This is a genomic window from Corynebacterium vitaeruminis DSM 20294 (genome assembly GCF_000550805.1).
Lineage (GTDB): Bacteria > Actinomycetota > Actinomycetes > Mycobacteriales > Mycobacteriaceae > Corynebacterium > Corynebacterium vitaeruminis.
Genome location: NZ_CP004353.1, coordinates 2,910,406 through 2,931,780, shown reverse-complemented (window position 1 = coordinate 2,931,780; position 21,375 = coordinate 2,910,406). Strand labels below are relative to the sequence as shown.

Here is a 21,375-nt window from a genome sequence, read left to right as displayed (position 1 = left end):
TTGTAATCCTTTGTAGAAACTTCGTTCAGTCTGTGATTGTTTTGCTTTTTTAAAGACAAAACTTGGCAATTATCGCCCAAAGCCTGTGGAAAACGCCGCCTACACGCGGGGGTTTGCGGGAAATAGTCCACAGAAAAACAGGTTCGCGCCATTTTTTGTCATTTTCCTTGTCACATCGAGTTCACCGTTTTGTCCACAAGTGAACAACTCGCTGACCTCGCTATCCACAGGAGTTATCCACAGCTGTGGAAAACCCTGCGGTGGGGTTGTGCATAAAGTTATCCACAAGTCTTTCACAGCCCTGTGAACAAAATCCACCTCCGGAAATATGCTCGTGACCTGCATAAATCGCGGACGGATGCGGAAACCTCAAGTTTAAGTTGAGAGTTATCCACAACCCCGTTTAATCACACTGTGTGATTTTCTCTCTCCCGTCATTGTTACTCGTTGTGTGGATAAGTTGTCTAAAAATGATTTCTTTCACGCCGCGAAAGTGAACTGAGAAATCGCCCTCCCGAACAAAAATGTCAAATTTTCCGCGTGTCGCACCGCGCGTGACCGGCAAAAGTAGCTATGAGCTGCCCTTGTAATTACAATCATGGGATTTAAGGGGTAGTTTCGGGGGGAAGGTGTGTCGATTTGTTTAGGGCGTGCTGGCTCGCGTACTCTAGACGAGTCTGACACTGCAACGGGCGTAATTTTTTGCGTCAATCGCACGTGCTTTTCGAGAACACCGCGCCCTCGCCTTTCGCGGCGGACGCGGGTGGCGTCCACTTCTTCAGTGGCTCTCACTTCATCATCCATCTTTTGGGTGGCCTCCCTGCTTGGGTATGCCTAAGCAGAGCGCGCACAGTTATTCGTGCGCGGCCCCGCACAGGTGAAACTGGTGTGCGGCTGTGGTCACCTGCTACTTACATAGGAGTTTTACCGTGGCAAAGGGCAAGCGGACGTTCCAGCCGAACAACCGTCGTCGCGCACGTAAGCACGGCTTCCGTACCCGCATGGCAACCCGTGCTGGTCGCGCAATCGTGGCTGCACGTCGTCGCAAGGGTCGCGAGAAGCTGAGCGCCTAGTACGCGCCAGATTCTTCACGCGTCAACCACCACAACGGTTTCGTCGTTTAAAAGAAGAGAAAGCAACAGCGGTGCTTCCCGCCCAGCACAAGCTCACCAGCTCCGAAGAGTTCCGAAGGACGATTCGGAAGGGTAAGCGTGCAGGCAGGAACACCGCTGTTGTGCATGTACGCATCAATCGTTCGGCGGCATCCGCGCCAGATGCGGGCTCGCCGCGGGCTATGAAGACCCGAGAGCTCGCCTCCTTCGGCGGCCCGCGCTGCGGGCTGGTGGTGTCCAAGGCCGTCGGCAACGCCGTCACGAGGCACCACGTCTCCCGCCTGCTGCGGCACGTGTTCCTGTCCGTGGCGCCGACCTTGCCGCCGGAGGCAACCGTCGTCATTCGAGCATTGCCGGCGTCGGCAAGCGCAACCTACGAGGAGCTGAGCCGCGATGTGCGAGCAGCACTGGACAAAGCCCTTCGCCGGTAGCGCCGGGGCCGCGAGCGGGCGGGTGCCGGAAGTGGCCCCCGAGCCGCGGGGTTTCGCCGCCAAAATGCTCTACGGCGCGGTGCGTTTTTACCAAAAATACCTTTCTGCCCTTAAAATGGGCTCTACCTGCCGTTTCGAGCCAGTGTGCAGCGCGTACGCGCTGGAGGCGATTTCCGCCCATGGCGCTTTCAAAGGCCTTGTTCTGACGCTCGCGCGGTTGGCCAAGTGTGGCCCCTGGCATCCGGGAGGATTCGATCCGGTTCCCCCGAGTGCCTCGATGAAGGCGGCGCGGCCGAAAGGCCCCGCGGCTTCCTCATCCCCAGACCTGCTGACAACCGAAAACAAGGAGTCCTGAATAAGGTGCTCAATTTCATTTACTATCCGATTTCGGCAATTCTGTGGTTCTGGCACAAGGCAGTCAGCCTTGTTCTGAACCCTGATTCCGGCATCTCCTGGGTGCTGGCGATCGTCTTGCTGACCTTCACCATTCGTGCCCTTCTGGTGCGGCCGACCGTTAACCAGATGCGTTCGATGCGCCGGATGCAGGAATTCCAGCCTCTCATGCAGGAGATTCGCAAGAAGTACGCGAATGATCAGCAGAAGATGATGGAAGAGACCCGCAAGGTCCAGAAGGAGATGGGTGTCAACCCGATCGCCGGCTGCCTTCCGATGTTCGTCCAGATCCCGGTGTTCATCGGCCTGTTCCACGTGCTGCGCTCCTTCAACCGCACCGGCACGGGCACCGGCCAGCTGGGGCTGTCGGTGGAGCAGAACCGTGAGACCGCGAACTACATCTTCAACGCCACCGACGTGCAGTCCTTCCTAGACGCCCGCCTGTTCGGCGTCCCGCTGTCGGCCTACATCTCGATGCCGGACAGCATGTACAACGCCTTCCAGCCGGTCGACTTCACGCGCACGAACATCATCATGGTGGCCGCGCCGCTCATCCTCATCATCGTCATCGCGACGCACATGAACGCCCGCCTGTCGGTCGAGCGCCAGAAGTCGCGCATCGCCTCCGGTAAGCAGAAGCCGGCCACGAACGACCAGATGCAGATGCAGACGGACATGATGAACAAGATGATGCTGTGGTTCATGCCGCTGACCATCCTGTTCACCGGTGCCCTGTGGCACATCGGCCTGCTGTTCTACATGGTCTCCAACAACGTCTGGACCTTCTTCCAGCAGCGCGCCGTCTTCGCCAAGATGGACGCCGAGGAGGAGGCCGAGATCGCCGCCAAGAAGGAAGCCAAGCGCGCCAGCGCCCCGAAGCCGGGCCAGCGCCCAGACAACCCCAAGCGCAAGGGAAATAAGCGCAAGAAGTAAATAGCATTTCTGCACAGCCGCTAGCACACCGCGTGTTAGCGGCTTTCTGCTTTTCGACGTCGTGCCTTCGGCCGGTGCCCGCACGGATTTGTGCTGGTGGCGGCCGTGTCGGGGGCGCGTGTTAAGTTGTCTACGTACCAACGCCCGCAAAGGAAAAGTGAGGATGTTTCACGTGAAACCTGTCGATGCCCAGGGCAACGAGCTGCTACCCCCGCCAGCCGTCGCCGAGGAGATCTTCGGCGAGAACCTCGACAAGGCCATCGCCTACCATCAGCTGCTCGCCACCGACGGTTCCATCCGCGGGTTCATGGGCCCGCGTGAGATCCCCAAGCTGTGGGATCGCCACATCCTCAACTGCGCGGTCATCGGGGAGGCCATGGATGACGGCGCGAGCGTGGCGGACATCGGCTCGGGCGCGGGGTTGCCGGGCATCCCGCTTGCGCTGGCGCGCCCAGACCTCAGGATCACCCTCATCGAGCCCCTGCTCAAGCGCTCGGTGTTCTTGGGTGAGGTCGTCGACAAGCTCGGGCTCGAGAACGTCACGGTCATCCGCGGCCGCGCCGAGGAGAAAGCGGTGCGCAAGCAGCTAGGAAGCGTCGACGTGGTCACCTCGCGGGCGGTGGCGCCGCTGGGCAAGCTCGCCGGCTGGTCCCTTCCCCTGCTGTCCAAGGGAGGGAAAATGATCGCAATGAAGGGTTCCAGCGTGAATGAGGAGCTCGAGCGGGACGCCGAGGCCATTAGGCGGGCCGGCGGGGGCAAGGCCGAGATCTTTAGCGTCGGAAAGCAGCTGCCGGAACCGACGACGCTCATCGCGCTGACAAAGGTGCGCTAGCGGGCAGCGGGTGTGGAGCGCCTGAGTGAAAACCACTAAGGTAGATGAAGTACGTCTGTCGGGTCTCATGGTCATGAGGGCCGCGAAAAAGCCGTGAAGAAGGGGCTCATGGAGGAACTGAACTGGGAAGATACGCCGATTGCCGCCGCGGCACATCGGGCGGCCCAGGTGCTAACGAACCAACTTAGCCTGCCAAAACCCGAGCAGCCCCGGCGCCTGACTGTTGCGAACCAGAAGGGCGGGGTGGGCAAGACCACCTCCTCCGTCAACATCGCCGCTGGGCTCGCGCTCAACGGGCTCAAGGTGCTCGTTGTCGACCTCGATCCGCAGGGCAACGCCTCCACCGCGCTCGGCGTCGAGCATCGCGCGGGCACCCTGTCGAGCTACGAGATGCTCATCGGCGAGTGCACGGCCGAGCAGGCACTGCAGCCCTCCACCGCCAGCGAGAACCTCTTCTGCATCCCCGCGACCATCGACTTGGCCGGCGCCGAGATCGAGCTGGTGTCCATGGTGCGCCGCGAGTACCGTCTCCACGACGCGCTGAGCACCCCGTTCATGCAGGAACAGGGCTTCGACTACATCATCATCGACTGTCCCCCGTCGCTCGGCTTGCTCACCATCAACGCGATGACCGCGGTCACCGAGGTGCTCATCCCCATCCAGTGCGAGTACTACGCGCTGGAGGGCGTGGGCCAGCTGCTCAACAACATCACAATGATCCGGCAGCACCTCAACTCCGAGCTGCACATCTCCGCCATCCTGCTCACGATGTACGACGCCCGCACCAAGCTGGCCGAGCAGGTCTCCGACGAGGTCCGCGGCCACTTCGGCGACGTGGTGCTGCGCACCAAGATCCCGCGCTCGGTGAAGGTGTCCGAGGCCCCCGGCTACGGACAGACCGTGCTCAGCTACGACCCGGGCTCCCGCGGTGCGATGGCCTACATGGATGCGGCCCGCGAGCTTGCGCAGCGCGGGGACTTCCTGCCCACCGAGGAATCCGGGGCCATCGGGGTCCCGCCCGCCGGAGTGCGGCAGGAGCAGGCGGGAGCGCCCGCGGACAACCACGACGAGGATCACGAGGGATAAACACCCCGTCCCCCAGCACCTACGAGTAAGCAAGAGGAACGGTAGTTAATGAACCAGGAAACCCGCAAGGGCGGCCTCGGTCGAGGTCTGGCAGCGCTGATCACGTCGAGCCCCAGCCCGGGCACGCGCATCGGCTCCACCGCCGCCGACGTGGTCTTCGGCCCCGATTCCCACAAGGACGAGCACAAGCCCGTGGCCCGCGACGCCTCCGGCGCGCGCATTAACCCCATCCTCGCGGAGGCCGCGGCCCACCACGAGCAGCACTCCCCCGCGGGGCAGGCGGCGGAGTCCGAGTTCGGCGCCACCTACCGGGAGATCCCGATCGGGCTGCTCATCCCCAACGACAAGAACCCGCGCAACGTCTTCGACGAGGACGACCTCTCCGAGCTCGTCCACTCGATCAAGGAGTTTGGCCTCCTGCAGCCCATTGTGGTCCGCGAGACCGGCGACGATCGCTACGAGATCATCATGGGCGAGCGCCGCTGGCGCGCGGCCTCCAAGGCGGGGCTGAAGGCGATCCCGGCGATCGTCCGCGAGACGGAAGACTCCAACATGCTCCGCGACGCGTTGCTGGAGAACATCCACCGCGTGCAGCTCAACCCCCTAGAAGAGGCCGCCGCCTACCAGCAGCTGCTCGAGGAATTTGGCGTCACCCACAACGAGCTCGCCGATCGCTTGGGGCGCTCCCGCCCGATGATCTCCAACATGATTCGCCTGCTCAGCCTGCCGGTCGAGGTGCAGCGCAAGGTTGCCGCGGGGGTTTTGTCCGCCGGCCACGCCCGCGCCCTGCTGGGGCTTAAGACAGGCGAAGAGGCGCAGGTTGCTCTGGCGAACCGCATCGTCGCGGAGGGCCTGTCAGTTCGCGCCACCGAGGAGGCCGTCACCCTGCTCAACCGCGGCGACGCACCGCAGAAGGCCCCGCGCGCGAAGGCGGAGACGCCGGAGTACCTCACCCACGCGGCCGAGTCGCTGGCCGATAACCTCGACACCAAGGTGTCTGTGACCATGGGCAAGCGCAAGGGCAAGATCGTGGTGGAGTTCGGAGGCCGCGAGGACTTCGAACGCATCATGGGGCTTTTGCGGGGATAGGCCCGGGCGGTCATGCGTACCAGGCTCTCGCGCATCGAGCCACGCACCGTGGCCGTCGTGCATCCCGACTGCGCCGCCAGCGTGTTCTGGGAGCTGGACCCAGCCGTGGCCGGGAAGGTCATCGCGGATGGGAGCGCGCGCTTCGAGAAGGAGGCTTGGCTCGCGACCGTCCTGCTGGATGGTGGCTGCGGGTTCAACCTCGTCGCCGCCACCGGCGCCTCAGAGCGCGTGATCGCCTCGGTGCTGCACTGCTCCCCCGCCCAGGCCCCCGGGGCCGCTCAGCTGCCCACAGCGCCCGTCTCGAGCGATTCTCACCTGCTCACCTCGCTGCATATCGATTCCGCGCTCGCGGGGTGCGGGCTGGAGTCGGTGCTCATTGACGCCGTGGTCGCGGAGCTCATGAATCACAACGTCCACGCGGTCGAGGCGATTGCTTATCGACGCGACTACGTCGGCGATCTCTCCACCCAGACGACTAGGCTTCTCGCCATCGCCGAGCGTGCCGCCGAGCACGGGATAATGGGCCTTGACCTGCTGGAATCCGCCGGATTCAAGGTCATCCAGGACCACCCGCTATTCCCCCGGGTGCGCATAGAATTGCCGCCCCCGCACGCGCTGCTGACCGCAGAGGCGGTCGAGCAGCTGTTGTCGAGGGCGGTCGTATAAGCCCGGTTCGTGCCGCTTAGAGCAGCTCCTGGGCGAGCAGCTCGCTGAACTTGTACGTTCCGGTGGGCTGGTTGTCGTCGTCGAGGAGGTAGAGGCGCTTGACGGCCACGACGATGGCCTCCGCGATGGCATCGCGCTGGGCGGGGTCGGTGAGGATGGCCACGTCGTCCGGGTTGGTGAGATAGCCCATGACCACCTCGATGGTGGGCATCTGCGTGATGCGCAGCAGGTCCCACGTGCGGCCGTGGTTGCCGCAGTTGCCCAGGCCGGTGCGCGCGACGATCTCGCGCTGCACGAAGCCCGAGAGCAACTCACCGGTGATCGAGGAGCTTCCCTGCTCCGAGCCGAAGTAGAAGGTGGCCACGCCGTTGGCCTTGTCGTTTGGATACGAGTCGCACTGGATGCAGATCATGAGGTCGGCGTCGAAGGCGTTGGCGATGTCCGCGCGCTCCTTGTGGGACGGGTCGTCCTGGCGGGGCCGCGACATGATGGTTTCCATGCCGGCGGCCACCATGCGTCCCTCGACGCGGGTGGCCAGATCCCAGACGATCTCCTCCTCGGTGATCTCGCCAAAGGGTCCCTTGACGACCTGGCCCTTGTGCGCACCGCCGAGCGCGGGGTCGATGACGACGCGCTTTCCGGCCAGCTTCGGGCCTGCGTCGCGCACGCGGGCGCGCTCGCGCAGGGCCTGGGCGGAGCCACCGGTGATGCGGCGGCCGAGGCGCCCGAACGCGCGGATGGTGTTCGGCCCGCAGATGCCGTCGGTGTTGAGGCCGTAGTTGAGCTGGTAGCTCACCAGCGCGGCGTGGGTGCGCTCGCCGAAGTGGCCGTCGATGCGGTCGGCGTAAAAGCCCAGCTCCTGGAGCTGCTTCTGCAGCTGGGTGACGTCGTCGCCTACCATCTGGTTGCCCGGCTGGTAGCTGAGCACGCGGGCGCCCAGCTGGTAGGAGGCCTCGCGCAGCACGCGCAGGGTGGTCTCGTCGATGTCGCCGGAGGCGATGATGCCTCGGGACTGCTGGAAGCCGCGCAGGGCGTTCTCGAGGGCCTCATCGAAGAGGGTGTCGGCGTCGGTGAACGTCTGGTTCTTGGCGTTGCCGACGGAGGAATCGAACTCGGCGATGAGCCCTAGTCTGGCTAGCGCCAGCCTAACCTCTGCTACGCGAGGGCTCCGGTCGCCGACTCTCAGGATCTCAGACACGCTGATGCATTCCTCCTCGATTCCGCTTCTGGGAAAAGCGCACTGCTGCGCGCAGCGTTGACCTGCGCACCGAGCAGTTTACTATTTTCTCAGCTGTATTGCTGTTTCCCAACAATACCAGTTAGAGGTGCTTCTTCAGCTCCGCCACGATGGCCGACTTCGGACGAACTCCCACGAACTCGGAAACCTTTTGGCCGTCCTTGAAGATCAGCACGGTGGGGATGGACATGATCTGGAACATGGCGCCGAGATTGCGCTCGGCGTCGACGTCGACCTTCGCGACGGTGATCTGATCGCCCATCTCGGAGGCCACCTCGTCGATGATCGGGCCGAGCTTCTTGCACGGGCCGCACCACTCCGCCCAGAAGTCCACGAGGACCGGCTTGTCCGAGTCGACGACCACGGACTTGAAGGTGGACTGGGTGACGTTTACTGCGTTGCTCATGAAATTTCTCCGATCTAGATTAAGCGTGCTCGGCCAGGTAGTGCTCGGCGTCGATGGCGCCGCGGCAGCCCGAGCCGGCGGCGGTTACGGCCTGTTGGTAGTGGGAATCGACTAGGTCGCCGATGGCGAAGACGCCCGGCAGCGAGGTCTTGGTGGACGGGTGCTCGACCTGGACGTAGCCCTTGTCGTCCACGTCCAGCTGGTCCTTGAACATCTCCGAGCGCGGATCGTGGCCGATGGCCACGAACATGGCGGTGACGTCGAGGGTGGAGGTCTCGCCGGTCACGGTGTCGGTGAGCTCGAGGCCGCTGACGGTGTTTTCGCCGAGGACCTTGGAGACGACCTTGTTGGTGGCGAACCGGATCTTCTCGTTGTTCTTCGCGCGCTCCAGCATGATGGCCGAGGCGCGGAACTCCTCGCGGCGGTGGACGATGGTGACGGACCTAGCGAACTTGGTGAGGAAGGTAGCCTCCTCCATAGCGGAGTCGCCGCCGCCGATCACGGCGATGTCGTGGTCCTTGAAGAAGAAGCCATCGCAGGTGGCACAGGCGGACACGCCGCGGCCGAGCAGCGTTTGCTCCCCCGGGACGCCCAGGTAGCGCGGCGCGGAGCCGGTCGCGAGGATGACCGTGCGTGCCTGGTACTCCTCGTCGTCAACCCAGATCTTCTTGATCTCGCCCTCGAGCTCGACCTTGGTGACCAGCTCCATGCGCAGGTCGGCGCCGAAGCGCTCGGCCTGGTTGCGCATGTTGTCCATGAGGTCCGGGCCCATGATCCCCTCGGGGAAGCCAGGGAAGTTCTCCACCTCGGTGGTCGTCATCAGCGAGCCGCCGAATTCGATGCCCTCGAAGACGATGGGCTTGAGCTCGGCGCGCGCCGCGTAGAGAGCGGCGGTGTAACCGGCGGGACCGGAGCCAATGATGGCGACGTCGTGCACGTGAGGTGCCTCAGACATGGGGTTTTCTGCCTTCCTAGCTGCAAGGAGCTGTCCTAAATAATGCACCCGCCTCACGGGGTGCTGGTAGTGGCCCCAGTTTAGCGGCCACCGCTTCGTGCTTCCTTGCAAGACAACAGTCTAGGGGGGTTTTAAATTCCCTTCCCCGTAGGCGGTGCCAGCTCCTAGGCGGGCGGTGCGTCGAGGGGTTCGAGGTGCTTGCGGAGGTGTTCCCTCGCGCGCGCCCTGCGGGATTTGATGGTCCCCTTCTTCACGCCGAGCGCGCCCGCGGCCATGTCCACGTCGTAGCCTAGGAAATCCACCAGGATGATGGCGTTCCTGTGCTCGGGCGTGAGCTTGTCGAGCGCGTCGCGCATGGTGATGCTGAGGTCGATGTCGTCGGTGGGATCGTGGCTGAGGACCCGCTCGATCTCGAGATTGGGCTCGTCGCCGTTGATGGTCACGGTGTCTTGGTGATGCTTGCGCTTGTTGTAGTGATCGTAGGCGTTGTTCTGGATGAGCCGGTGCAGCCATGTGCCGAAGCTCGAGTTGCCCTTGAACTGATGAATCTTGTGGAAGGCCTTCAAGAGTCCGTCCTGAAGGACGTCGTTGGCGTCTTCAATGTTGTCCGTGTACCGCCTGGCGATGAACCAGACCCTCCTGAAATGCTTCGCCACGAGGTCATTGAAGGCGTAGTAGTCGCCAGCAAGGAAGTCGGCGATGAGCTCCTCGTCGGGAGTGGTGACCGTGACCGTTCCCAAATATTGGAGGTAATCCGATGGGCGAGTTGTGAAGGCTGGGGTCATGGCGCGCCCTTCGGGCGGCGGGCCCGCGATGTGGTGGTTGTCCGGTAAGGAAGTGTGTGGCCTGCTCATGAATCCCCTGTCATCGATGAGTGGTGGTCGCCCCGAGGCAAAGCCTCGGGGCCGATACGTGCGTTCTCACAACTTCGCAGTGGAATGGTGTCCCCCGCTTCCCTCTTGAGGCCTCCGGGTTCGGCTTCAAGTGAGAATCTAAACCAATTGTTTCCTACGCGACGGCCGAGCGGCTGGGGCCCGTTGACCACCAAGGTGGACGGCCGTTTGTCGCTCTCGGCCGTCCCTCAAGCTGGGGTTGAGGGTTTGTTTCACGTGAAACGACGAACGCTCCCCCGCGCGCCGTGGACGATGCGCGCGGAGGAGCGTTGTTGTGACCGAGGTCGAAGGGGGCGGCTACTTGCCCACCAGGGTGACCTCCTGGATGGAATTCGCCTGGGTGGCGTCGGTGGGCTCGACGAGGAGGATGACTCCTGCCAGCGGTTCCTTGTCGCTGAGCTCCACGGTGGTCTGCGTGGAGTCGAGAGACTTCTCGGCCAGCAGCGATAGCTCATCAAGGCCAGCGCTGCCGACCGGATCGCTGGCGCCCTCCGGCAGCCCGTACACCTTGATATCGGCGGCGGCGGTGGTCTCGGTGTGAACCACCACGGAGGTGAGCTGGGCCGCGTTCGCGGTCCGGAGCACGAGGCCCTCGCCGGTGCGCACCGCCCAGCCGGTCGTCACGTCGCCGTCCGCGGCCAGCGGGCCGGCCGCTTGGCTCTGCGCATCGACCGCGGTCATGTCGGGCGCCCACACGGACACGGAGGCGATGGGCTGGATCAGCTGTACACCCGGGGCGGCGGAGCTCGAGCCCACGACGGGGTCGGAACCCAGCGGAGCCGAGTCATCGCTGGAGCCGAGCAGGCTAGCCAGGTAGGTGGTGATGAGCGCGACCGCGATGACGATGGCGATCGCCGCCGCGGCGAGGATGCCGAGGCCCCCGCGCGAGTACCCGGCGCGGCCGAAGCCCGGGGTGCTCGTGGGCTTCGGGGTCTTCTCCTCGGTGATCTCTAGGGCGGGGCTCTCGTCGGGGGCGGCCGTGCCCTGCTCGATCGGTTCCTCGGTCGCCTTTGCGGCCGTTTCGGCCCCTCCGCCGAGTCCACCGAGCGCCAGCAGCGCCGCCGGGAGTTCCGAGGGCTCGGATTCGAGGAGCGCTCGGACCTGGCTCGGCGCGCCTTCGGCGTCGACAAGCGAAGCAAGACCGGCTCGGATGCCCCGAAGATCGCGGGCCTCGGAGGCGTCGGACAGGACAGCCGGGAAGGCCAGCGTGGCGACCCCGGCGGTGGAGATGCGCAGGCGGGCGCGGTTGTCGAGGCCCAGCAGGGTGTTGTGCGCGTGCGCCGTGGTCACGGCGTCGGCAAGGGGGACGAAAGCGCCCGCCGCCGCCTGCGGATCCGGGTGCATGGTGGCGACGGAGGCGAGCGAACGGCCCGGAACCCAGTCGGCGACCACGAGCGCGCCGGTGCGGTAGGACAGGACCTCGATGTTGGACGCGACCGCCTCGTGGTGCAGCGCGGCGAGTGCGCGGGTGCGTGCGGCGATGGACTCCGCCTCGAGCGCCGCGGCCTGCGGCGTCGCGGGCGCCTGCGGGGCGGAACCGGTGGTGTCGACGAACGTCAGCGACACCTCCCTGCCGGTGGCCTTCTCGCGCGCCTGCCAGAAGCGCGCGCCGGGGACGGAGCCGTGATCGGCGAGCAGGCGGAAGCGGCCGTCGGAGACCTCCGCGCCGGGCACCAGCCGCGGGCCGCGGACAACGCCGGCCGACATCGGCGGCGGGACCGGGGAGGCGTTGAACTCGGACTCGTAGGCGAGCGCCTCCGCCGTCGCGTAGACCCGCGCTTCGGTGCTAGCGGCGCTCTCTTCCGCGCCGACCGGCGGGCCGACCTTGATGATCCGGCTCATGCCCGGAATGCGCGTGAGCGCGCGGCCGATGTTGCCGACCTCCGGCAGCCCAGAGCGCGACAGCACGTAGCCGGTCACGCCCAGGAAAACCACGCCGACGATCGCCAGGTGGACCAGGTGCCCCGCGGAGCCGAAGATGCTGAACAGCGGCCCCGAGACGCGGTTGAGCAGCCACGCCAGGACCAGCGAGACGACAACACCCACGATCGAGGCGCCCAGCGCCCACAGGCTCGTGTGCGCGATGGTGCGCGTGCCCAGCGAGCCGAGCTTGCGGCGCAGGAGGAAGGCGCCGATGAGGGCACCTGCGACGAAGCCGAAGCCGTTGGCCGCGCCGAGGAGGATCACCACGTCCTCCGGGCTGGAGGCGACGGCGGGCGCGAGCCAGGACAGTAGGACCTTGGTGATGGTGATGCCGGCGATGATGAACGTCGGCGTCCACGCGTCCTCGCGGGCGTAGAACACGCGCAGGTGAAGGAGCACCATCGCGTACGGCAGCAGGGTGAACGCGGAGAAGCTCAACGTCATGCCGAGGATTGTCGCCGTGTGCTGCGGGAAGGCGCCGTAGGCGAACAGTCCGGTGGCGATGGGCGTTCCGAACGCGGTGAAGAACACGACGATCGGGATGAGCGCCAGAAAGGTCAGCTTGGAGCCGAGCACGAGGTCGCCGACCACGGCTTTGTCGTCGCCGTCTGCGGCGTTGCGCGACAGGCGCGGCATGATGGCGGTCAGCAGGGTCACGCCGATGATGCCGTAGGGCACCTGCAGCAAAAGCCACGCCTGCTGGTAGATGTTCGGCGCGGCGTCGTCCGCGGTGGAGGCGATGCGGGTTGTGATCGTGTAGCCGAACTGCGAGATCGCCACGTAGACGACGATGGCCAGCGCCATCCCGCCGAACTGCTTGAGGCGGTCGTCGATGCCCCACAGCGGCTTGAGCGAGACCCCGGCGCGCCTGATCGGCGGGACCATGATGAGCATCTGCACGACCACGCCGAGCGTGGTGCCCACGCCCAGGAGCAGCACGTGCGGGTCGGTGACCCCCGCCGGGTCCGAGGGCGACAGCTCGCCCGGGACCAGCTTGTAGGCGACCAGCACGACGAGCACGATGATGTTGTTGATCACCGGGGCCCACGCGCCGGGCTTGAACACGTTCTTCGTGTTGAGCACCGCCATGAGCAGCGCGAACAGGCCGTAGAAGATGATCTGCGGCAGCAGCAGGTAGGCGAAGCCGGTCGACTGCGTGAGGTTGACCTTGCCCTCCGAGCTCAGCATGAGGCGGGTGAGCAGCGGGGCGCCGGCGACGGAGACGAGGGTGATCACGCCGAGCAGCGTCGTCGCCAGCGTGAACAGCTGACGGATGAACCGCTCTCCCCTATCGGGGTCCTCCTTCTCCGCGCGCACGAGCACCGGCACCACCAGCGAGGTGAGCACGGCGCCGAGCACGATCTCGGTAATGAGGTTCGGCAGCGTGTTGGCCACGTTGAACGCCGAGGAGATCGCCGGCCCCAGCGTGGTCACGATGAGCACGTTGCGCAGGAAGCCGGTGATGCGCGAGAACAGCGTCGCGATCGCCATCGAACCGGTCGAGCGCACGACGTCGGTGTCGCTGGTTCCTTCGCTTTGCTTGTCGACGTCTACAGCGCCCGCCGCCTGGCCCGAGGCGAGCCCGTGGGCCGTGCGTGGGGCCCCGGCCGGCGCTTGGAGCAGCGAGCGGTCGTTTTCGTCTTTCTTCTTTTTCGGTCGCGGCGGCTGTGCGTCCGGCACGGGGGCGGGCGCCGCGGGCTGGTGAAAGCGGTGGCGCACGCCAGGTGAGGGGTTGACCCGATCGTCCACGAGGAGTCTTCCTATCTATCGGTTACTTCACGAGATGGTCTCTAGCTAAAAACCCAAAAGGGCGCACGCTGTGGTCGCGCAGCTGGCGGCGGCCGTGGTGCGCCCTTCCTCTTTCATTGTTGAAAATCAGCTGGGCTTGTCTGAGTCATCGTCGTCATCGTCATCGGGGCGTTCCCGCCGACGGAACTGCCGTTGCTGCCCCCTGGGGGGCGCGGGCGGCGTCCGACGAATGCGCTTAACGCTCTGGGCCGCCAGCCGCTGCTCGCGGCGCTTCTCGCGCGCCTCCTGGCGGAGCCGGTCGCGGCGTCGCTTGAGGAACATCCGCCCCAACATCAGCCCGAGCAGGCCGATGACCACGAGCGCCGCCGTGCCCGAGGCACCGAAGACGCCAGAGCGGGTCTGCACGCCGATCTCGACCGGGTCGGAGATAGCGGCGTTTTGCGGCGTGGCCAGCCAGAGCGACAGGTCCGTGCGGCCGGAGTCCGTGCGCAGGTTCGCGGTCATCGAAATGGTGATCGAACCCTTGGCCGGGATGATGAGCGGGCTCGGCGCGTCGATGGAGGCGTTCTCGGGGCCAACGTATCGGATGCGGGCGTCGACGGGCAGGGGCAGGCCGTTCTGCGCCACGATGAGCAGCGGCGAGGAGTCGGAGATCCGGGTGTAGACGTTGCCGGGGGGCAGTAGGCTCACCGACCCGCGCAGCTCGGTGAGCGTGTCGCGGTTGAGGTTGAGCGTCGTGTTGGCCTGCTGCGTGCGGGAATCGTAGTCGGCGATGGAGTTGCGCCCGGTGTAGCGCAGCGCCCGCAGGAGATCCTGGCGCAGCGGCTGCGTGAAGTGATACGGGGTGAGCGCGACCTGCGGGTCGTTGACCATGAGGTCGGTGAGGTCATCGATGTACCCGGACTGCTGGCGGGCGCGTTGGATCTCCGCGTCGGAGACGACCGTCGGGTCGTCGAAGGGGGCGCCGAAGCGGTCGCTGTCGGGTGCAGATCCGCCAAGGGTCGCCTGCTCGGACTCGCTGAGCTGCTGCAGCTCGGTCGACTGCCCCTGGCTTGGGGTGAGATAGTCCTCGAGCTTCATCGGGGTGGCGCTGCGGGAGTCGAGCAGGCTGGCCGCGGTGTTGAGGATCTCGGAGCCACTGGTCATGGAGGCCGGGAGCATCGCCAGCACGGGTTCCGGCGCCTGGTCGTCCCCGGTTCGTTGCGGGCTGCTGACCGCCTGCCGAAGCGTCGAGTTGGCCGTCGCGTTGCGCGAGGCCGCCGAGTCGAGATCCGGATCCATCCGGGTGTCGTAGCTGCCATAGCTCACCATGTCCGGGTCCGAGCCGGACTCGGCGAGCGTCGCCGCCAGCGAGCCCTGGTAGCTGACCCCGGTGATCCCGGTGGCCAGCTGGCTGAATCGCGCCGTGGCCGGGGCGCTCCACACGCTGTTGTCGGACACCAGGACGCGGACCGGCGAAAGCGGGGTGGGCGCCTGCGAGGTGGCTGAAGCCGCTGAGGCTGAGTCAGAGGCGTCGGGGCTCTGGGTGGCCGTCACGGCCGACCCCGACTGGTTCTGCGTGGCCTGCTGGTCGCTTTGGGCGTCGACCGCCCACAGCTGGTCGATGCTCACCTTCTGCCCGTCGGTCCCGCCCGTCTGGGCGAGTCGGCTTGAATCCGCCCACCCCAGCGACTGCACCGAGTGCTCGGTGACGTAGCCCGTGGGGGCGATGACCACGTTTTCCAGCGGGACGACGCCGAGGACGTCCTCGATCGTCGACTGGCCGCGCAGGAGCGCCTCCTGGATGAGCCACTGGTTGTTCGTAGCGGCGATCGCGTTGACCTCGGCGTTCGCCCACGGGAGTGCGACGGTGCAGGAGTTGGCGGTGATGTCTTTGAGCTCGTCGAGGATCCGCTGCGCGTCGGCCTGGCCGGTGCCGGGAGTCGAGTCGACGGTCTCGTCCGTCGAGCCCCAGGAGTCGCGCAGTCGACGCTTCTGGGACACCGAGCTGGGGCGCTCCGAGGACACCGAGTACCCGTCGGCCATCCGCGAGAGCGCGTCGATGAGCTGCGGGTCGAGGGCGAGGCAGGTCGCCTGCGCGAGCTGCGGGTTCTTGGCGGTGTTTTCCTTGTAGGCGTCGACGAGCGAGTCGATGCGCCCGCCCGCGGCGAGCTGGCTTGCGAGCTGCTCGCTGCTCAGGATGAGCGGGGAACGCTGGGGCGCGTCGCCCGTCTCCCCCGCCACGATGTCGACCTCCGCCGAGAGCGGGTAAAGGATGCTTAAGGGGGTTGCCTGCGGGGTGTTAGACGTCGCTTCCCGCGAGGCATCCTGCGTGTTCGTGGCGGAGTCATCGGTGCTCTTCGTGTCGACTACCGAGAGCAGGAACCTGTTCGATGCGTAGTTGACGCCGTCGCTGACGCCGATGAGCACGGGGTAGAACCCGGCGCCCTCCAGCCCGAAGCTTCCCGCCTCCCCCACCGCGGTGGGGACGGAGACGGACAGCTCGACCGTCTGTCCTGGGGCGAGGGCCTGGGAGCCGTCGGTGCCCCCGGTGCCAGCCACGTCGGCGGTGGCGGCGTACGGGAACGCCGAGGGATCGCTGGCGAGAACCTTGCGCACGCGGGTCGCCGAGGTCTCGGCGTCGGCGTGCTGCGGGGTGATCACGAGGTCGGAGACCTTGAGGGACTCGCTGCCGTTGTTGGTCACCTTCATCGCCACGACGAGGTTGTCGCCCAGGTTGATTGCCGAGGGGACCTCGGTGAGCTCGACCTTGAGGTTGGAGTCGACCTCGTTCTGCCGCAGCTGCGGGTTGACCCACCGCGCGCTGGCGGCGGCGTCTTTCGGGGACTGCAGGAGCGCGTCCGCCGACGCCGGAAACTGCGCGGTGGCACAGATCAGCGAGGCGAGAAGCAGCGCCGATCCGGTAGAGCGTGCGTAATTCACCGCGGGGTCATCCTTCCCGCGGCGTGCTCCGTCACCGCCATCTGCGGCAGCAGGTCGTGCGCGATGCGGGCGAGCTTGCGCTCGTCGGCGTAGGCGAAGTGCTCGATGAGCGCGGACGCCGGGATCCACGCCACCTCGGTGACCTCGGGATCCTCGTCGTTGAGGTCGCCGTCGACGTAGCGCAGCAGGTGGTGGTGCACCGTCTTGTGGATGCGGGTCCCCTCGGAGACGAACCAGTAGTCGATCACGCCAAGGTCCGCGAAGACCTCGCCGTGGATGCCGGTCTCCTCCCAGACCTCGCGTTCGGCGGTGGCGGCGATGTCCTCGCCGGGTTCCACGTGTCCCTTCGGCATCGACCACAGCAGCCGCCCGCGCCGGTCGAGCCGGCCGATGAGCGCGACGTACACGCGGCTGAGATCGACGCTTCCGTCCTCTTGCACCGACTCCGCCAGCCCGGAAACGACGAGCCCGCCAGCGCTGGTCTCGTCGCGCGTTTCCATCTTGTGGGACGGGTACGACTTCTGCGGGGCGCGTCCGCGCTGGTTGCGGTTCGTACGCCGCTTCTCGTTTCCGCGCGCCGGGACGCGGCGCCGCCTGCGGCGTCGGCTATTGCTTTCCGACGCCTTCGGCTTGTCGGACTTCTCCCCGCGCGAAGCCCCGGCCTCGCCGGAGCCCTTCGCCTCGGAGGTGGAATTTCCCTGCTGAGGGTCGCGTCGGCGCGAGCGCGAACGCTTGCGGCGCCGGCGCTTGTTCTCGGACGATCCGCCCGATTGCGACCTCTCGTTTTCCTTCATCTCGTTGATGGTAACCGCTCGGCCCCACAATCGGCACATATGAACCGCCAATTCCGGGGCTTTATATATAGGGGGCGACCGCCGCGCGTGGACTTGGGCATCGCGGAAGGTAGGATGTTTCGGGTGAATCCCGAATCCCACGACACCCCGAATCCCCAGCTCGATCGCGCCGCGGCGCTTGCGCGCGCCCAGGAGACGCTCGGGCAGATGAGCGGCTTCCTCAGCCCGCTGGCGAGGTTGTTTGCCGACCGGGGGCACCGCCTCTACCTCGTCGGGGGCTCGGTGCGCGACGCGCTCCTCGGCACCCTGGGCCACGACCTGGATTTCACCACCGAGGCGGTACCGCTCGTCGTCAAGCAAATCTTGGAAGAGTTTGCGGAGGTCGTCTGGGATACCGGCATCGAGTACGGGACGGTCTCGGCCGAGAAGCACGGGCAGCAGATCGAGATCACGACCTTCCGCGCGGACACCTACGACGGCCAGTCGCGCAACCCCGAGGTGCAGTTCGGCGACACGCTGGAAGGCGACCTCATCCGCCGCGACTTCCGCGTGAACGCCATGGCGGTGGAGATCCGCCCCGACGGGACGATGGAGTTCCACGACCCGGTCGGCGGCATGGATGACCTCGTGGGGCGGGTCCTCGACACGCCCGCGACCCCGGAGCAGAGCTTCCACGACGATCCCCTGCGCATGCTGCGCGCGGCGCGCTTCGTCTCCCAGCTGGGCTTCGACGTGGCGGAGCGCGTGCGTGCCGCCATGTCCGACATGGCCGAGGAGATCGGCCGCATCACGGCCGAGCGTGTGCAGGTGGAGCTGGACAAGCTCATTGCCGGGAAGGATCCGGCCAAGGGAATCGACCTCATGGTGGACACCGGGCTGGCGGACATCGTCTACCCGGAGATCTCGGCGCTCAAGCTCACCCAGGACGAGCACCGCCAGCACAAGGACGTCTACGCGCACTCGCTGCAGGTGCTGCGCCAGGCCATCGCCCAGGAGGATGGCGAGCCGGACATCGTGCTGCGCTGGGCCGCGCTGCTGCACGACATTGGCAAGCCGGCCACCCGCGCCTTCAACGAGGAGGGCCACGTCTCCTTCCACCACCATGAGTTGGTGGGCGCGAAGCTCGCGCGCAAGCGGATGCGGAAGCTCAAGTACTCCAAGCAGATGACCCAGGACGTGAGCCAGCTGGTGTACCTGCACATGCGCTTCCACGGCTACGGCGAGGTGGAGTGGACGGACTCTGCGGTGCGGCGCTACGTCACCGACGCCGGGGAGCTGCTCCCCCGCCTGCACAAGCTGGTCCGCTCGGACTGCACGACCCGCAACCCGAAGAAGGCCGCGAGGCTCCAGCGTACCTACGACACCCTCGAGGAGCGCATCGCGGAGATCGCCGCGAAGGAGGACCTTGCTCGCGTGCGCCCCGACCTCGACGGCAACGAGATCATGGAGATCCTCGGACTTGCGCCGGGTCCGGAGGTGGGCAAGGCGTGGGCGTTCATGAAGGAGCTGCGGCTCGAGCGCGGCCCGTTGGAAAAGGACGAGGCCATCGCCGCCCTGCGCGAGTGGTGGGAGAAGGAAAAGGAGAACTGATAATGGCAGACCTGTTCGCCGATCGCCTGTTTAACGCGATGGACCGCAACGAGCCGGCCTCGGGCATGCTGCTGGTGGCCGCGCCGGGCCTGGCCAGCGACGAGTTCTCCCGCAGCGTCATCATGCTGCTCGAGCACAACCCCTCCACGACCTTCGGCGTGAACCTCGCGGCACGCTCGGACGTTGCCGTGTTCAATGTCATGCCCGAGTGGGCCCCGCTGGCGGCCAAGCCCCAGGCGCTCTACATCGGCGGCCCGCTCAACCAGCAGGCCGTGGTGGGCCTCGGCGTGACCAAGCCCGGCGTGGAGATCGCGGAGCATCCCTACTTCAACCGGCTGGCAAACCGGCTGGTCCACGTCGACCTCCGCTCGGACCCGGAGCAGATCAAGGACCACGTCCAGGGCATGCGGATGTTCGCGGGCTACGCCGAGTGGGCGCCCGGGCAGCTGCAGGAGGAGATTGAGCGCGGCGACTGGTACGTCGCCCCCGCCCTCCCCTCCGATGTGATCGCGCCGGGCAGCGTGGACATCTGGGGCGACGTCATGCGCCGCCAGCCGATGCCGCTGCCCCTCTACTCCACCTACCCGGACGAGGTGAGCGAGAACTGATGGTTTCACGTGAAACGTCCGTTCGCGAGGAAATCAAGGCGGGCATCAAGGAGACCTGGGCCGTGGGCCTGGGTCTCGTCCCGCTCGGCCTCGCGTTCGGCTTGCTGATTACTCAAACGGGTTTCCAATGGTGGTGGGCACCCATCTTTTCTATCCTCATTTATGCTGGATCTATGGAGTTTTTGGCGATTGGCCTGGTCACTGGCGGCGTTGGTCCGGTCTCCGCCGCCGTGACCGCCTTCATGGTCAACTTCCGGCACATCTTTTACGGCCTCACTTTCCCGCGTCGCGCGATCAAGAACAAGCTGGGGATCGCCTATTCCACCTACGCCCTGACCGACGAATCCTACGCGATCGTCTCCGCGGACCAAGACCGGAACCCCTCGGGCGCGAAGATCCTGACCATCCAGCTTCTCTGCCAGAGCCTGTGGGTCATCCCCGGCACCATCGCCGCGCTGATCGGGCAGGCGATCCCCCAGGGCATCCACGGCATGGACTTCGCGCTCACCGCGCTCTTCGTCGTCCTGGCATGGGAATCGTTCAAGGCCAACCGCGACTACTCGCTCCCGGTCATCGCCGGGCTGTTCGCCATCGGCGCCGCGGTCCTCGCGCCGAGCCAGATGCTCATCATCGCGCTGACCCTGTATTTCCTGGTCCTTCTGCTGCGCAACTCCTCCCCGCGCGTCGATGAGGCGCTGACCTGGAAGAAGGGCGGCACCGATGACTGAACTGCTCTTGGCCTCGGCGGGCCTTCCAGAAGGCGTTCGCTTGTCGACGTTCCTCGGCGTGCTGGTTCCCGTGGCGATCGTAACCGTGGCGCTGCGCCAGATCCCCTTCTCCGCCGTTCGCGCGCTACAGGGAAGCTCGCTCATGGGCCTTCTGTCCAAGACGATGCCGGTGGGCGTGATGGTGGTGCTCGTGGTGTACACGCTTAACTCCACGCGGACCGCACCTGGCGGGCTCGGCGCGGCGCTCATCGCGGTGGCGGCGACGATGGCCCTCCACGCGTGGCGCAGGGACGCGAGCCTGTCGATCATCGGTGGCACGGCCATCTACATGGTGCTCGTCAACCTCGTGTTCTAGTCGCTCGCGCAAGTGGCCCGCAACCAGAGTCAGTGCTGGTTGCGGGCCCTTTTTTGCGCTCGGGGGTGCGTGTCGCGTGCGTGTTCTAGCGTGTGGGTCATGAGCGTTGTCTACGAAGTTGTTCCGCCCACCTGTCCCCAGTGCCACGCCCCGCGCAAGCCCGGTACCTATCTCGTCGGTTGGGATGCGCAGTCCTGGCCGCCCCACCGGACGTGGACCTGCCTGCAGTGCCGCCACGTCGAGCACGCCCGGAGCGTCGAGCTGAGGGAGGTCGCCTAGCTAAGCTCCGGGAACTTGATCACGCTCTCCGTCCACAGGGCCTCGAAGTCGGCGGCCTCGAGGTAGGTCGCGGTGATGTCGGGGAACTCGGAGTAGGTGTCCGGGTGCGGCACGATCGGCTCGGGCGCGGCGGCCAGCCCCACCGTGGTGGTCTGGGTTCCCGCGCCGCGGACGGCCTCGTTGGGGTCTAACTGGATGATGCGCAGGAGCTGGCAGGCCTGGGCATCGATCGGGCGAAGCTCCGCCAGGTGGGTGCTAGTACCCACCTGCGGGATGGTCATTTCTGTGCGCACGTAGAGCAGTTCCTTCATGCGTAACAGCATACAAGAGGGGCTAAGTGCAGCGTCGGGGGTGAGCGCCAGAAAATGGCAGCGTTCCCACTAGAATGAGGCGT

21 protein-coding genes are annotated in these 21,375 nt (G+C 65.9%); 13 read left to right on the top strand and 8 right to left on the bottom strand.

The annotated features are described in order from the left end of the window. Positions 1 to 929: 929 nt before the first annotated feature. The 8 genes from rpmH (at position 930) to B843_RS13080 (ending at position 6,542) form a co-directional block, all read left to right on the top strand. A complete protein-coding gene (rpmH, locus tag B843_RS13660; protein ID WP_081751605.1) occupies positions 930 to 1,073 on the top strand; it encodes a 50S ribosomal protein L34 in 144 nt (47 codons plus the stop codon). Between the two features lie 71 nt (positions 1,074 to 1,144). Then, positions 1,145 to 1,543: a ribonuclease P protein component gene (gene rnpA, locus B843_RS13105; RefSeq protein WP_025253943.1), complete on the top strand. Its 399-nt coding sequence runs from the start codon at positions 1,145 to 1,147 to the stop codon at positions 1,541 to 1,543. A 64-nt stretch (positions 1,544 to 1,607) separates the two neighbouring features. Next, the gene (yidD, locus tag B843_RS13655; protein WP_155895212.1) at positions 1,608 to 1,898 is read left to right on the top strand and encodes a membrane protein insertion efficiency factor YidD; all 291 of its coding nucleotides are present in this window, start codon (positions 1,608 to 1,610) and stop codon (positions 1,896 to 1,898) included. A 5-nt stretch (positions 1,899 to 1,903) separates the two neighbouring features. Next, positions 1,904 to 2,869 (top strand): membrane protein insertase YidC, encoded by a 966-nt coding sequence (yidC, locus tag B843_RS13100; protein WP_025253942.1) that lies wholly within the window; start codon positions 1,904 to 1,906, stop codon positions 2,867 to 2,869. 163 nt (positions 2,870 to 3,032) lie between these two features. Beyond that, positions 3,033 to 3,701: a 16S rRNA (guanine(527)-N(7))-methyltransferase RsmG gene (gene rsmG / locus B843_RS13095; RefSeq protein WP_025253941.1), complete on the top strand. Its 669-nt coding sequence runs from the start codon at positions 3,033 to 3,035 to the stop codon at positions 3,699 to 3,701. Positions 3,702 to 3,809: 108 nt separating this feature from the next. Further along, a complete protein-coding gene (locus B843_RS13090; protein WP_025253940.1) occupies positions 3,810 to 4,787 on the top strand; it encodes a ParA family protein in 978 nt (325 codons plus the stop codon). A 48-nt stretch (positions 4,788 to 4,835) separates the two neighbouring features. Next, entirely contained in the window at positions 4,836 to 5,876 is a 1,041-nt protein-coding gene (locus B843_RS13085; RefSeq protein ID WP_025253939.1) for a ParB/RepB/Spo0J family partition protein, read from the top strand. A 12-nt stretch (positions 5,877 to 5,888) separates the two neighbouring features. Next, on the top strand, positions 5,889 to 6,542 hold the full coding sequence (locus tag B843_RS13080; RefSeq protein ID WP_025253938.1) for a hypothetical protein: 654 nt from the start codon (positions 5,889 to 5,891) through the stop codon (positions 6,540 to 6,542). A 16-nt stretch (positions 6,543 to 6,558) separates the two neighbouring features. Here B843_RS13080 and B843_RS13075 read toward each other — a convergent pair whose 3' ends face one another. The 7 genes from B843_RS13075 to B843_RS13045 all read right to left on the bottom strand — a co-directional run bounded on the left by B843_RS13075 (position 6,559) and on the right by B843_RS13045 (position 17,421). Further along, a complete protein-coding gene (locus B843_RS13075) occupies positions 6,559 to 7,740 on the bottom strand; it encodes an N-acetylmuramoyl-L-alanine amidase (protein ID WP_025253937.1) in 1,182 nt (393 codons plus the stop codon). A 121-nt stretch (positions 7,741 to 7,861) separates the two neighbouring features. Continuing rightward, complete coding sequence (gene trxA / locus B843_RS13070) at positions 7,862 to 8,185, bottom strand: thioredoxin (protein ID WP_025253936.1); 324 nt, start codon at positions 8,183 to 8,185, stop codon at positions 7,862 to 7,864. 19 nt (positions 8,186 to 8,204) lie between these two features. Continuing rightward, a complete protein-coding gene (gene trxB, locus B843_RS13065) occupies positions 8,205 to 9,140 on the bottom strand; it encodes a thioredoxin-disulfide reductase (RefSeq protein ID WP_025253935.1) in 936 nt (311 codons plus the stop codon). Between the two features lie 164 nt (positions 9,141 to 9,304). Beyond that, positions 9,305 to 9,925 (bottom strand): sigma-70 family RNA polymerase sigma factor, encoded by a 621-nt coding sequence (locus tag B843_RS13060; RefSeq protein WP_169729861.1) that lies wholly within the window; start codon positions 9,923 to 9,925, stop codon positions 9,305 to 9,307. A 405-nt stretch (positions 9,926 to 10,330) separates the two neighbouring features. Beyond that, positions 10,331 to 13,705, bottom strand: coding sequence for a murein biosynthesis integral membrane protein MurJ (gene murJ, locus B843_RS13055; protein ID WP_025253933.1), 3,375 nt, complete (start codon positions 13,703 to 13,705; stop codon positions 10,331 to 10,333). A 126-nt stretch (positions 13,706 to 13,831) separates the two neighbouring features. Then, a complete protein-coding gene (locus tag B843_RS13050) occupies positions 13,832 to 16,627 on the bottom strand; it encodes a hypothetical protein (protein ID WP_025253932.1) in 2,796 nt (931 codons plus the stop codon). Beyond that, positions 16,624 to 17,421 (bottom strand): NUDIX hydrolase, encoded by a 798-nt coding sequence (locus B843_RS13045; protein WP_025253931.1) that lies wholly within the window; start codon positions 17,419 to 17,421, stop codon positions 16,624 to 16,626. Before B843_RS13045 ends, B843_RS13050 begins: the two co-directional genes overlap by 4 nt. Before the next feature lie 114 nt (positions 17,422 to 17,535). Here B843_RS13045 and B843_RS13040 point away from each other — a divergent pair, with 114 nt between their 5' ends. The 5 genes from B843_RS13040 (at position 17,536) to B843_RS13905 (ending at position 20,981) form a co-directional block, all read left to right on the top strand. After that, positions 17,536 to 19,011 carry a CCA tRNA nucleotidyltransferase gene (locus B843_RS13040; RefSeq protein WP_025253930.1) on the top strand — a complete coding sequence of 492 codons (1,476 nt, stop codon included), beginning with the start codon at positions 17,536 to 17,538 and terminating at the stop codon, positions 19,009 to 19,011. A gap of 2 nt (positions 19,012 to 19,013) precedes the next feature. Further along, positions 19,014 to 19,619 carry a YqgE/AlgH family protein gene (locus B843_RS13035; protein WP_025253929.1) on the top strand — a complete coding sequence of 202 codons (606 nt, stop codon included), beginning with the start codon at positions 19,014 to 19,016 and terminating at the stop codon, positions 19,617 to 19,619. After that, complete coding sequence (locus B843_RS13030) at positions 19,619 to 20,347, top strand: AzlC family ABC transporter permease (RefSeq protein ID WP_025253928.1); 729 nt, start codon at positions 19,619 to 19,621, stop codon at positions 20,345 to 20,347. Before B843_RS13035 ends, B843_RS13030 begins: the two co-directional genes overlap by 1 nt. Then, positions 20,340 to 20,702, top strand: coding sequence for a branched-chain amino acid transporter permease (locus tag B843_RS13025; RefSeq protein WP_038595605.1), 363 nt, complete (start codon positions 20,340 to 20,342; stop codon positions 20,700 to 20,702). The genes B843_RS13030 and B843_RS13025 overlap by 8 nt, the downstream gene beginning before the upstream one ends. A 99-nt stretch (positions 20,703 to 20,801) precedes the next feature. Further along, complete coding sequence (locus B843_RS13905; RefSeq protein WP_155895170.1) at positions 20,802 to 20,981, top strand: hypothetical protein; 180 nt, start codon at positions 20,802 to 20,804, stop codon at positions 20,979 to 20,981. Here the strand turns inward: B843_RS13905 and B843_RS13020 are convergent. Further along, positions 20,978 to 21,292, bottom strand: a complete 315-nt coding sequence (locus B843_RS13020) for a hypothetical protein (RefSeq protein ID WP_025253926.1) — start codon at positions 21,290 to 21,292, stop codon at positions 20,978 to 20,980. The two genes, B843_RS13905 and B843_RS13020, sit on opposite strands and share 4 nt — an antisense overlap. Between the last annotated feature and the right edge of the window lie 83 nt (positions 21,293 to 21,375).